The organism is Peribacillus saganii (assembly GCF_003429095.1).
Classification (GTDB): Bacteria; Bacillota; Bacilli; order Bacillales; family DSM-1321; genus Peribacillus; species Peribacillus saganii.
Window position 1 is genome coordinate 1 of sequence record NZ_QVTE01000038.1, and the last position, 12,672, is coordinate 12,672.

The 12,672-nt window shown below is 40.0% G+C and carries 14 protein-coding genes and 1 pseudogene; 12 read left to right on the forward strand and 3 right to left on the reverse strand.

Features of this window, described 5'->3' with window-relative positions:
* Positions 1-91 precede the first annotated feature (91 nt).
* On the reverse strand, positions 92-1,000 hold the full coding sequence (locus tag D0469_RS13500; protein ID WP_117327269.1) for a LysR family transcriptional regulator: 909 nt from the start codon (positions 998-1,000) through the stop codon (positions 92-94).
* A gap of 283 nt (positions 1,001-1,283) precedes the next feature.
* On the opposite strand from D0469_RS13500, the gene D0469_RS13505 reads away from it, so the two are divergent.
* The 7 genes from D0469_RS13505 (at position 1,284) to D0469_RS13535 (ending at position 9,838) form a co-directional block, all read left to right on the forward strand.
* Complete coding sequence (locus D0469_RS13505; protein WP_158553465.1) at positions 1,284-1,388, forward strand: hypothetical protein; 105 nt, start codon at positions 1,284-1,286, stop codon at positions 1,386-1,388.
* A 408-nt stretch (positions 1,389-1,796) separates the two neighbouring features.
* Positions 1,797-2,675 (forward strand): TRM11 family SAM-dependent methyltransferase, encoded by an 879-nt coding sequence (locus D0469_RS13510; protein WP_407675743.1) that lies wholly within the window; start codon positions 1,797-1,799, stop codon positions 2,673-2,675.
* Between the two features lie 403 nt (positions 2,676-3,078).
* Positions 3,079-5,841 carry a phosphoenolpyruvate carboxylase gene (gene ppc, locus D0469_RS13515; RefSeq protein ID WP_117327272.1) on the forward strand — a complete coding sequence of 921 codons (2,763 nt, stop codon included), beginning with the start codon at positions 3,079-3,081 and terminating at the stop codon, positions 5,839-5,841.
* Positions 5,842-5,917: 76 nt separating this feature from the next.
* Complete coding sequence (locus D0469_RS13520) at positions 5,918-7,000, forward strand: branched-chain amino acid aminotransferase (protein ID WP_117327273.1); 1,083 nt, start codon at positions 5,918-5,920, stop codon at positions 6,998-7,000.
* Positions 7,001-7,065: 65 nt separating this feature from the next.
* Positions 7,066-7,794: a DUF2161 domain-containing phosphodiesterase gene (locus D0469_RS13525; RefSeq protein ID WP_117327274.1), complete on the forward strand. Its 729-nt coding sequence runs from the start codon at positions 7,066-7,068 to the stop codon at positions 7,792-7,794.
* Positions 7,795-8,336: 542 nt separating this feature from the next.
* On the forward strand, positions 8,337-9,530 hold the full coding sequence (locus D0469_RS13530; protein WP_117327275.1) for an MFS transporter: 1,194 nt from the start codon (positions 8,337-8,339) through the stop codon (positions 9,528-9,530).
* Between the two features lie 86 nt (positions 9,531-9,616).
* Positions 9,617-9,838, forward strand: a complete 222-nt coding sequence (locus tag D0469_RS13535) for a hypothetical protein (RefSeq protein WP_117327276.1) — start codon at positions 9,617-9,619, stop codon at positions 9,836-9,838.
* A gap of 41 nt (positions 9,839-9,879) precedes the next feature.
* Here D0469_RS13535 and D0469_RS13540 read toward each other — a convergent pair whose 3' ends face one another.
* Entirely contained in the window at positions 9,880-10,104 is a 225-nt protein-coding gene (locus tag D0469_RS13540; protein ID WP_117327277.1) for a hypothetical protein, read from the reverse strand.
* Between the two features lie 162 nt (positions 10,105-10,266).
* On the opposite strand from D0469_RS13540, the gene D0469_RS21385 reads away from it, so the two are divergent.
* From D0469_RS21385 to D0469_RS13550, 3 genes are read left to right on the forward strand one after another with little or no spacing between them, the layout of a single operon-like run.
* The gene (locus D0469_RS21385) at positions 10,267-10,581 is read left to right on the forward strand and encodes a helix-turn-helix domain-containing protein (protein WP_199478525.1); all 315 of its coding nucleotides are present in this window, start codon (positions 10,267-10,269) and stop codon (positions 10,579-10,581) included.
* A gap of 20 nt (positions 10,582-10,601) precedes the next feature.
* Positions 10,602-10,799, forward strand: a complete 198-nt coding sequence (locus D0469_RS21390) for a helix-turn-helix domain-containing protein (protein WP_199478527.1) — start codon at positions 10,602-10,604, stop codon at positions 10,797-10,799.
* Positions 10,800-10,853: 54 nt separating this feature from the next.
* Positions 10,854-11,651 (forward strand): CPBP family intramembrane glutamic endopeptidase, encoded by a 798-nt coding sequence (locus D0469_RS13550; protein ID WP_117327278.1) that lies wholly within the window; start codon positions 10,854-10,856, stop codon positions 11,649-11,651.
* Between the two features lie 227 nt (positions 11,652-11,878).
* Here the strand turns inward: D0469_RS13550 and D0469_RS21900 are convergent, their stop codons facing one another.
* The gene (locus D0469_RS21900; RefSeq protein WP_267897312.1) at positions 11,879-12,013 is read right to left on the reverse strand and encodes a hypothetical protein; all 135 of its coding nucleotides are present in this window, start codon (positions 12,011-12,013) and stop codon (positions 11,879-11,881) included.
* A 196-nt stretch (positions 12,014-12,209) separates the two neighbouring features.
* Between D0469_RS21900 and D0469_RS22155 the strand changes: the two genes are divergently transcribed.
* A complete protein-coding gene (locus tag D0469_RS22155) occupies positions 12,210-12,539 on the forward strand; it encodes an FAD-dependent oxidoreductase (protein ID WP_407675744.1) in 330 nt (109 codons plus the stop codon).
* A pseudogene (locus D0469_RS13560) lies at positions 12,452-12,652 on the forward strand (FAD-dependent oxidoreductase); the annotation flags it as partial. The gene D0469_RS22155 and the pseudogene D0469_RS13560, both read left to right, overlap by 88 nt.
* Positions 12,653-12,672 lie beyond the last annotated feature (20 nt).

The window sequence follows — 12,672 nt, forward strand, 5'->3', positions numbered from 1 at the left end:
GAACGCAAAAAAGCTGCTGAGAAAAAACTTTCTCAACAGCCTGACACAGGTCCCAAATCATTTTGGGACCTGTGTTTTATTTGTATACTCGTTATAAAGAATAGGGTATGGTTTCATGAATAAATTCAAGAAAGTTCTCAATGGGTCCTGTAATAATTAAGTCCTTTTGATACACCAGATGGGAATAGCGGATTATTTCAGGGAATCCTTCAACAGAGATTGTTTTTAATGTACCTTTTTCCAGCTCATCCTGAATTGAAATTAATGGGAGAATGGATATTCCCATATTTATTTCTATCATTTTCTTGACTGCGTTAATATCATTTAATTCCATACTGGTTTTTAATTCAAGTCCTTCGTTGGAAAATAAATTGCTAATGTTTGGCCAATAGCTTGATTTTTTTCCAAACACTATAAATTGCTCATTAATGATTTCTTCAATTGTTGTTGTCTCTGCTGCAGCCAAAGGATGGTGCGGAGATATGACAAAAGCAGAGGGGTCCTGGCCCAGAAGTACACTATGCAGATGATTATCCGTGTAAGTAGGCGAACTAGTTCTTGCAACTGCAAAATGGACTTCTCTGTTTTCCACCATACTTACCATTTTGGGAGTAAATTCTGTATGCAGGATAATTTCAACAGAGGGGAACTTTTGTTTGAATTTTTCTAATAGCGGCGGCAGATAAAAGGTACAAAAAGTATGGGCCGTCGCTAATGACAAGGCGCCCGAGTTGCCCTGCTTATAGTGACCCAGCGAAGCTTCAGCCTCTCGGACGATAGACATAATTTGGGTAGAATACTGATAAAGAATCTTCCCGGCGTCAGTCAAATTGCCCGTTGCCTTATTTTTTCTATTAAATAACTGTAACCCTAAATTTTCTTCTAAAGATTTGATATGTGAGCTTACTGTAGGCTGCGAAATTAAGAGCTCTTTGGCAGCGCTCGAAAAATTTTTATGCTTACAAATGGTATTAAAAACCTCTAACTGTTTGATATCCAATTAAACGACCTTCCTTTTCTTTCTAAAAATTATAGATAAATTCTATATTTTTATAAATTATAACATATTTTTCTATAATTTAAAATAATCTTTATTCCCAACAGTCAAAATTATCTTTCTATTAACCGGGGCAAATTGTAATAACAAAACCCCGGGATATTGGGCCATAGAAAGGAAGAGGAAGTTCTGGTGCCAGGGGTGGTTATGAAATGTGAGATTGCGGATGCTGAAGAATTGTTTTGTTTATTGACAGAAACGATCGATGGGAGCTCATGAACGGACAATGAAGCTGAAAGTGGTTTGTAAAATGGCGGTTGGCTATAACAATATTGATGACGGGGTAATTTCTAAGCGGCGAATCACGGTAACGAATACCCAGGTGTTCTGACTGAAATGCGCTATGCGGCAGGCCTTACTTATATTTTATAAGGAATCCAAGTTGACGGATGTAATTATTATTAATGCAAAATAAAAGCTGCATTTGAGCGGGTAATAGTTTGGGCATAAATTTAATTGTGAGGTCATTGGCTTGATAGAGTATAATGATAAAGTGTTAAACGTGCTAATACGTTATATTCCGCTCTATTTAAAGTTCAGCAAAACGTGAAACAATAATATGGTATTCATAAAAGACGGCAAATAATGTGGTCTTTTTTTATTCACATTACAGATGCTAGCTGAAACGATAGACATAATTGATAATATAAAGGATGGGGAAATTTTGGAAAATAATAACCAAAGACCGGTTTTTGTATACACTTTTGCCTGTAGTCCGGATGAAATCTCCTTATGTCACATGGAGATGCGCTCACTATTTGGAAAAGAAACAGGAAAGAATATTTTGAAAACCCCAACTGAAATTGATCCAAGCCGAAGTCCGTTCATAAAGGAGCGGATTGAAGTAATGTATGAAGGGGACACTCTAGCAGTTATTTGCGAACAAGTAGAGCGAATTCAATTAAATGGGTCGACGTTTAAAGTCATCTTCCTCAAAATTAATGATTTGAATACAACAGAAAAGATAGAATATGATCAACGGCGTTTGATTGAGCGGGAAATAGGGATGCATATAGATGGAGAAGCGGATGTACATCATCCTGAACGAGTGTTTGGTATTGTCACCCTGGGAGGTCGGTGGTATTTCGGAAAATACCGTAAAAGCAAACCAGTTTGGCTTTATCATTCGAAAAAACCACGTGAATATTCCACTGCCCTTAGTACGCGAGTAGCTAGGGCAGTGGCCAATATCGCCGTCCCTGAACCTGAGGGAATTCAAGCGATTGACCCCTGCTGCGGAATTGGAACGGTATTGGTGGAAGCCCTCTCCATGGGCATTAATATTGATGGTCGTGATATAAATCCTCTTGTTACAACTGGGTCAAGAGAGAATATTGCTCATTTTGGACTTGAAGGTAATGTAACGCTGGGTCCCATTTCAGACGTCTCAAAAGAGTATGATGTAGCAATAATAGATATGCCGTACAATCTATATACGCATGCAACACCAGAAGATCAGTTTTCTATTCTCCGGCATGCTCGCCGTTTCGCCAGTAAAGTGGTAGTTGTCACCATTGAAACATTGGATCAAATGATCGAAGAAGCTGGATTTGAAATTACAGATCGCTGTGTAGCCAAAAAAGGAATGTTTTCAAGACAAATATTAGTCTGTGAGTAGTTGGCTAATTTTGATAGAGACAGATGAAAAAGCACTGGCCTTTTTTCTTTTCTCGGCTTAAATCATATAAAACAGCAATTAACCCGAATTTTGTGCCTTTAAAGTCCAATTTCGGGGTTTTTCTTATACTTGAATCAAGGTGCTGCCGAATGTGACATTTCAGCTGTCAGGTGAGAAGATTGCTCTTTTAATTGGAAAACGTGGATATCATAGTCCGAAATTCACGGTTAACCAAAACTTGGTTCATAACAAAATAGGCGTTTGAATCTTTTTTTTCGCATCAATTTCGTAAATTGTAAAAATATTAAAAAATAACAAGCTAATTTCCCCCACTCTTACTAAAAGTATGGTATATTTATTTTTAAAATTCTAAGAATTTACACACTAGAGGAAGGTGAACGAAATGACAACAGGATTAGAGATTAATGACAGCAGTCTTCCGCTGCGCAGGGATGTAAAAAAACTTGGCAACATACTTGGGGAAATACTCGTTTTTCATGGAGGAACCGAGCTGTTGGATAAGGTAGAGAAGATCCGTGCGATGTGTAAAACCATTCGGAATGAAGAAGATAAACAAACATATCATTTGTTAAAACAGGAAATTTCAAACCTTAGTCCGCCCATCCGGAGACAAGTAATACGGGCTTTTTCGGTTTACTTCCATCTAATAAATGCGGCTGAACAAAACCACCGCATTCGGCGTCGCCGGGAATATCAGCTTCAATCAGAAGTGAATGTGCAGCCTGGATCAATTGAAAGCGCGATTGTTTCATTGAAAGAAAATAAGATTACACCAGAAATTATTCAAAGCGTCTTACATACAATATCTCTTGAGCTAATCATTACGGCACATCCAACTGAGGCTACTAAGCGCTCCATTCTGGAAATCCAAAAAAGAATTGCAACGATTTTAAAGAATCAGGACAACCCTTTGCTTTCCAAAAAGGAACGCATTAAGCTGGAAGAGAGTTTGTTTAATGAAGTGACAGCCCTTTGGCAGACAGACGAATTGCGGCACCGCAAACCAACCGTTATCGATGAGGTACGCAACGGCTTGTATTATTTTGATCAAACTTTATTTGATGTTCTTCCGGATATCCATCAGGAAGTGGAGGATTGTCTCGCGGAGCATTACCCGGATAAAGAATGGCAGGTGCCGAATTTTCTTCGGTTTGGATCCTGGATTGGCGGAGATCGTGACGGGAATCCGAATGTTACGACTGAGGTCACATGGGAAACACTCCACAAACAGCAACGGCTTGTCTTGAAGAAATATAAAGCTGTTTTAGTAGAGCTAATGAAGCGATACAGCCATTCAACGACTAGAGTCAAAGTGAGTGAAGAACTGGTTCGTTCCGTTAATAAGGAAGAGGACTTATACCTTTCAGAGGACAAAAAATGGACAGTAGCAACAGAAGTGTACCGGCGTAAATTTGCAATCATCCTTGAACGGCTGAAACAAGTAGGAAACACCGAATTGGGGTATCATTCATCAGATGAACTTCTCGAAGATTTGCTGATGATTCAGCGGAGTTCCTATCAGCATCATCCTTCTAACCATGATTTAAAGCTTCTGAAAAAACTGATTCGCCAGGTAAAGCTGTTTGGTTTCCATCTTGCCACACTGGATATCCGTAATCATAGCGGGGAGCATGAGGCTGCAATTACTGAAATTCTGCAAAAGGTTGGGATTACGGAGAACTACGCTGCTCTAGCAGAGGATGAAAAGCTTGGCATGCTTGAAAAACTGCTGCAGGATCCACGTCCGCTTCTATTAATTCATGAAGATTATTCTGCTGATACACAAGAAATTCTAGCTGTGTTTCAATTAATTAAGAATGCTCATCAGAAATTTGGAAAACGCTCCATTTCTGTTTATCTTATTTCGATGACCCAATCCGCAAGCGACCTGCTGGAGGTACTCTTATTAGCAAAAGAGGCGGGAATTTACAGGCTCCATTCAGACGGTACTATAGAAACAGATATAAATGTTGCACCACTGTTAGAAACCATTGATGATTTGGTCTCAGGGCCACAGATAATGGAAACATTGTTCCGTATGCCTCTTTATAGGAACCATTTGCAAAAAAATAGCGATCAGCAGGAAATCATGCTTGGTTATTCTGATGGCAGCAAAGATGGCGGAACGTTAACGGCCAATTGGCAGCTATACAGTGCACAGCTGGAGATTAGTGAAATGGCGAGAAAGCATGGGATTGCATTGAAATTTTTCCATGGCCGAGGTGGCTCACTGGGCCGAGGTGGCGGACCGCTGCACAAGAGTCTGCTGTCCCAGCCGGTTGAAACACTGGGAGATGGTGTGAAAATAACTGAACAGGGTGAGGTTCTGTCATCAAGATATCTGCTTGAAGACATTGCATACCGAAGCCTGGAGCAAGCAACCTCTACGTTATTGAAGGCAGCAACCCATGTATTAAAAAAATCTGTTCATGGGCATCTTCGTGATGAAAGCTGGGTTCGGGCGATGGGACAGGTATCCGAAGCGGCTTTGGCAAAGTATCAATCTCTCGTTTTCCAGGATCCGGAATTCTTGGTCTATTTTAATCAGGCCACGCCTTTAAAAGAGCTTGCGGATTTAAATATCGGTTCCCGCCCGATGGCCCGGAAAAACAGCAATAAGTTTGAGAACCTGCGGGCCATTCCTTGGGTATTTGCCTGGACGCAAAGCCGACAGCTTTTCCCTGCATGGTATGCAGCCGGAACAGGCTTGGAAAGCTTTGCTTCAAAAAGTACTGATAATCTTGTAATACTGCAGGAAATGTACCGGGATTGGACATTTTTCCGTTCTACGATTGATAATCTGCAGATGGCTCTGATGAAGGCTGATATTACTACAGCCAAGGAATATTCCTCACTTGTGGCAGATCAGGCCATTGCCGAGAGGATTTTTGGAAACATTGTTGAAGAGTATAATAAAACAAAGAATATTTTGCTCAAAATTACAGGTGACGAAGAGCTGCTGGACCATACACCAAATATCCAGGAATCTGTTCACCGCCGAAATCCATACGTGGACCCGCTAAACTTCCTGCAGGTTGAGCTTATCAAAGAGCTTCGAAGTGTGGAGGAGCCTGATGATGAACTAATCACTCAAGTGCTGCTGACTATCAGCGGTATTGCGGCAGGATTAAGAAATACCGGCTGATATTAAAAACAGCCGATTTAATTTAAGTAGGTTACAAATAATAAAAGCGAAGTTTAAGAGAAAGCAGGGGGAAAAATTGAAAATCGATGTTCAATTAACTACAGCAAGAAAACAAAAACCAGCTTCAGATCAGCTTGTATTTGGAAAAACTTTTACCGACCATATGTTTATTATGGATTATACAGCAGGAACAGGGTGGCATGATGCAAGGATAGTACCATACCAGCCAATCACTCTTGATCCGGCTTCAACTGTATTCCATTACGGGCAAACTGTATTTGAAGGGCTAAAGGCATATATGACCAAGGATGAACAAATTCTGTTATTTAGGCCCGAAAAAAATATGCAAAGAATGAACCGCTCAAATGATCGGTTATGCATGCCGCATATAGATGAAGAATTTGCTTTAGAAGGATTAAAACAATTAATTACGATTGAGAGAGATTGGATTCCGACTGCAGAGGGCACTTCCCTTTATATTCGGCCATTTATTATCGCTACGGAACCTTATTTAGGTGTGTCACCTTCCAAAAGGTATCAGTTTATCATCATTCTGTCACCTGTGGGAGCTTATTATAAGGAAGGCATCAATCCGGTTAAAATTGCGGTCGAAAATCAATATGTCCGTGCGGCTGTAGGTGGTACGGGGAACGCCAAAACAGCAGGGAATTATGCAGGGAGTCTGAAAGCGCAAGAAGTAGCAGAAGCTGCCGGCTATTCACAGGTTCTATGGCTTGATGGAAAAGAAAAACAGTACATTGAAGAAGTAGGCAGCATGAATATCTTCTTTAAAATCAATGGAGAAGTAGTTACTCCCGCTCTAAACGGAAGCATCCTAGAAGGGGTTACAAGAAGCTCCATTATTGAACTGCTGCAGCATTGGAATATCCCAGTGACTGAACGCAGAATTTCTATTGAAGAATTGTACCAGGCATATAAAGAAGGATTGCTGGAGGAAGCGTTCGGAACCGGAACAGCAGCAGTCATTTCACCGGTTGGAGAACTTTTCTGGAATGGAGAAAAGCTTATAATTAATGATGGCAAAACAGGTGAATTATCGACAAAATTATACGATACTTTAACCGGTATTCAAACAGGAAAAGTAGAAGATCCGTTTGGCTGGACTGTGAGAGTGTTGGAAAACAGGGTTTCAATTTAATGTCTATTGCGGTACTCTATTTTTTGGAGTATCGCTTTTTTATTGAATGATTTAGAGGAGATAATATGAAAAGGAAAACAGCGAAAATTTTGGAGACGGATCTGTATGAGCCAATCCGGAATTTTTTTGTTAAAAAGGGCTTTGATGTATATGCCGAAGTAAACCACTGTGACGTTACTGCCGTCAGAGAACAGGAACTGGTTATTGTGGAAATGAAACTTAACCTAACTGTTGAACTATTGGTCCAGGCCGCCAAACGCCAGCGGATCACTGACCTTGTCTATATTGCAATTCCAAAGCCAAAACACAGGCTTGGCTCAAAAAAATGGTATGATATTTGCCATTTGATTCGGCGCCTGGAGCTTGGCCTGATTCTTGTTTCATTTCAGAAGAGCGGGACAAACATGGAGATTGCCATTTCTCCAGAACCTTTTGACCGGTTAAAAAGCATGCAGCGAAACCGGAAAAATAGAGCCTCCATGATTGCTGAAATCAATGGCAGGAATGGTGACTATAATGTGGGGGGCAGCAGTAAAACAAAACTGATGACTGCCTACAAGGAGAATTGCATTCATATCGCCTGTCTGCTTGATCGTTTTGGGCCATTATCACCAAAGGCTTTAAGAGAGATGGGAACAGGTGATAAAACCTTATCTATACTAAATAAAAACTACTATCACTGGTTTGATAAAATCAAAAGAGGCACGTATACCATTAGCGCGATCGGCAAAAAAGAACTGGAGGCTTATCCAAAACAGGTCCAGTATTTTTTTGGCTTATCGGATGAACAATAGGCAGCTGTTCTATGTGAAGAGCTGCCTTTTTAATTTTTGGATCTGCTTAAACTTGCCTGTTGATCTCCGCTCCAGGTACTCGCTTTTTCGGGGCCGGTTCGCAGCCTCCTCGGTGCCTGCCGCCTATGGGGCTCCCTTGACCCGTTTTTCCCGCAGGACGTTGAATTGACGTCCCCGAATAAACACAGCTCGAGAAAATTCGGTTGCATTTTCGAGGAGTCTCACTCCTTCCGCTCCAAGAAAAGCGGAAGCTCCCTCCCATAAGGAACGTCGACGCCAGCATATCCTGTGCGTCGGGGCTGGGTTCTGCACCTAGACATCAACAAAGTGTCAAAATCAACAATGAACTTTAATATGATGCTATCTGACTAATGATTTCAATTTGGTAAAAATTTTTTATAGATATTTCGCGTAAGGGTTTACAACTCAATTTCCACAATAAAGAAAGCGTTTTTATTTACTTTGCTATAACAAAGCAAGACGTTTAGCAACTTCTCCAGCGGGAACTTTTACAATATAACAACTTGGGGAAGTGACAAAAAATGAATAATAGTAAGAGCAAAAATGTAGCGGCCTTAATAATCATGGCCGTTACGATGTTCCTATTAGGAGGGCTTGGAAGTACAAAAGGTATTGTACTAGATGAAGTCAAAAAAAGTATTGGTCTTGATTTAAATACGATGGGAATGGTGGTTTTCATATTCCAGTGGGGTTTTACGATAGCAGGTGTGGTAAGCGGCTATCTAGTTGATAAAAAGGGTCTCAAATATATGACAGTGGCAGGAGCAGTGATTATGGCGGCAGGCCTGTTTGGTACAGGTGCAGCCCAAACGGTACTGTTCTTTCTAGGGTTTTACTTGATTGTAGGATTTGGAATTGGCGCGATGACTGTTGCCTCTAATGCGATTGTTCCTGCTGTTTATCCTAACAGGCAGGGGATGATGTTTAATATTACAATGGGAGTATACGGGGTGGGAATGTTCGTTACTCCGCTTTTACTTAGATGGATGTTTGCAGTGAATATTTCCTGGAGAGCTTTTTATATCGGTATCGGAATATTAATGGTTGCCTTCATTGCGATGCTTCTATTTACAAAGATACCGGAAGGAAAGACTGAAAAAGCAAGTTTCGCAGCCTTTAAGGAAATGCTAAAGAATGCTCAGTTTGTTTTCATTATGATTTTCCTGATCTTCTACGTTGCTGCAGAAGTATCATTCCTTAATTTCTTTCCTAGCTTCTTAAAAACACTGGAACTTGGTGGAGCAAGCTCTGCTGAAAAAAATGCAATAGTGGCAACAATTTTATCCGTTTTTTCACTGCTATTTACACTGGGCCGATTGGGTGGAGCGTTTATCACTCAAAAATTGGGGGAGAAAAAGACGATTATCCTCTTTTCTATGCTATCGGTAGCAAATATGACATTCAGTAAGTTTTTTGCAGAACAATGGGTCTATTCATTTGCTGCAGCTGGATTATTTTTATCGGTATTATTCCCGACTGCGACAGCAATCGGAACAAAGCTGTCGGACACCAGCGGTTCGGCTCTTGGTCTCGTGTATGTAGCTTCAGGTATAGGCGGGGCTTTTGCAGGCTGGCTTATCGGTGCCGTATCTGAAAAATTTGGTCCTGCAGATGGTTTTTACCTTCCTATCCTCTTCCTTTTAATACTCGCGATCATTGCTTTCTTTATTAAAGATAAACCTGATGTCACATTGCAGCAAAGAAAAGCGTCTTAAAGAGTTTTTATCTTTTTGTTTAGGATAACAGGATACGGATATTATAAAAGTAGCGAACGTCTTGCATAAAAGAAAGGGTGATAAAAATGGAGCAAAGCGAAAAGCACGAAATTCTTGAAAAAATAAATCAAGTTTCTCTTGATCAAAGAGACAATGCTCAAAACAGATTAGAGGTGAGCCAGATGCTAGAAAAAGAACCTGGCAACAAGGAATTAATGGACAAGCTGGATGTTTTGTCGGAGGAAAACAAAGAACTCTTTAACACTTACGCAAAATTAGAATCTAAACTATTAGGAAAAAAGATGTAAGCAGCTGATGCTTACATCTTTTTTTCCTTTTGCAGAAAAGGTTAGGATGTTTTTTCCTTTTGCCCCCCATTAATCGGAATGAGGACTCCTTTTCTTATCCAGTATTGAAAGTTATCCAACGGAAAAACGCCTCTGCACTTAGAGTTATTCATTTGAATTATGACACTGCCTTGTTTGCTTTCGATAATCTTTAATGTATCTGAATTGCTAAGGTTCGGCATAAAGCCGCTTTTTATTTCAAATACCATGTTGTTGTTTAAATTCATGCTAAAACCTCCATGATTTTATGATTCTAACATTAAAATTCCCCATTTTTTTAATATTTATCCATATAATGGTTTATTGTTATCAAAATGTATATTAATATCAAAAATGATAATATTGTTTTACATTCCTGAAAGAAATTCAAATTTTTTGCAGGTAACAGGGTGAAAAATAAAACAAAACTTGTACTGCATCCGGTCCGGATGGAAATTATACAGTCTTTATTGAACGGAAAAACCCGAACTGTCCAGCAATTATCTGGTCACATCAAAGATGTGCCGCAGGCAACCTTATATCGCCATTTAAACAAGCTGCTCGAAGCCGATTTAATTGAAATTCTCGAGGAACACCGGGTACAGGGTACAGTAGAAAAAGTCTATGGATTAAAACAAACTGCAGTTTTATCCCAGGGGGAGCTAGCCGAACTTTCAATCGAAGATCATCTTGAATTTTTTTCTTGCTTTAAACTGCACAGCTAGCAGGTATGTATGAGGACTATTTGAACCAGGAACATGGGGATTTGTTGACAGATGGGGATATGTATCGTGCTGCCGGCCTAAATTTATCAGACTCAGAATTCATGGAGCTTATGAGAGGCATAGGCGCGCTGATCCAAAAAGCGATGTTAAATGAACCATCACCGGAGCGGACTGCCAGAAATATTGCTACGATCATTCCCGAAAGAAAAGATAAATAAAATCACCTGCTGCACCGTTATGCACTGGGTATATAAAAAAGGGGGAAATCAAAAGTGAAAAAGAAGGATTTTAAAATTGCTTTGCTTTTAGCATTTATCAGTTTTGTTGCTGGGTTATTCCTGGTACCGTATCAGCTGGATACCTTAAAGGAAACATTGAGTTCAGGAGATTACCAGAAATTTATCAATAATATACAGATTCCTATGGAGTTAGTGAGTGTTGCCGCAAGCTTGCAGATCTTTCTTACGAGTTTAGTTTTAGGTTTTATCGGAATAAAATTAGCCAGAAATACAGGATTATCTTTTGACATATTGGATTCAGTTTTTACAAAAGGGAAGAAAGTATCGTTTGAAAAAGGGCCGCTGCTTTTATCCATGCTGTTAGGTGCTGCTGCCGCCTTGTTGATTGTGGGCGCTGACCGTTTTTACTATCAATACAGGATAGATGCAATCGGAGATAGCACGCCCGAGTTTTCTTTTAGGGGAATGGTTACAGGTGTATTGTACGGAGGAGTCCTGGAGGAAGTTCTAGTCCGGCTGTTTTTTATGAGTCTTCTTGTATGGCTGTTTCTTAAAGTGGGGAAGCGGAATAAAGAAAATGCTTCTCCTGTCTTTTACTGGGCTGCCATCGTGATCGCGTCTCTCGTTTTTGCGGCATTGCATCTTCCAGCCACAAGCCAGCTGTTTGGTGGATTAACGGAAGTAATCGTTCTTCGCTGCTTTCTTTTAAACGGCATCGGCGGAATCTTCTTCGGCTGGCTTTATTGGAAAAAAGGATTTGAATATGCCATTGTGGCTCATATGTTTGCGCATATTTCCATGCAGCTGCTGGTCATTCCGTTGTTTTATTAGATTACTATATGAATAGAAAAAAGTGTGATGCGAAACAGGCAATCACACTGTTTTTCTTTATCTTATTATCAAAAGGATTGAATAAAACTAGGGAACTGGTTCTCATGCGCCATGAGCTTTGGACAGTTGAAACTTGGACAAATAAATAGTGTACGAGGACAAAATCTCTTAGAAACTGGAAAATGGATAAAGAACTTACAATTGTCAGCCGCTACAATTTGTATACTTTAGGTCATTTTTGGCGGGTCAATCGTCGTTGCGTCCTCCGGTGCCACCGCTGATCTAAAAAAATAGGAAAAAAATCCGCCAACCATTCCGAGAATCATCACATATCCTATCGTTACCGTCCATAAATAAGCCAAAGAAACCCCTCCTTTTTTGATATATATGCAAGGTGTAAAACTAAATATCCATACTTGTTTGTGAGACAAGAGAAAGTAAATTGGGTTAAACAGATACATAAAGCACAAATCTCTAAATATTGCAATGAATAAAATAGCCCCGTTCAACTAAGGTATAAAATTTTTTTAATTGTTGGAAATAGTGAAGGAATTTGATGTGATTGTTGTTGGCGGAGGGCTTGCGGGGCTTACATGCGTCCTTGAGGTTACCTTAAAAGGAAAATCAGTTCTATTGCTGGAAAGAGAAAAAGTTGTAGGAGGGAGAACTTCTTCTTATGATGAAAAAGGTATGTATATCAAATCCGGATTTCACCGATTTATCGGCTATTATACTTATTTGCCAAAAGTGCATAGAAAGGCTGGGATCGATCCCGACAAAATTGGAAGTGGGAAGAGAAGGTCCATATTCATGTGTATGATTATTATAGTCTGGAGCCAGGCAACCAAAAGCTGCGTCCGATTCAAGAGACACCTATTGACAGATTGATATTTGCAGGCGATTATACAAAGCAGCCGTACTTTGCCGCAATGGACGAACAGCTTATTAGGTATGAAAGCAGCCGAACTTATATAGTGGTTCTCCGTCAAATGTTGGGGTGATGACGATATGTCGTCACCCT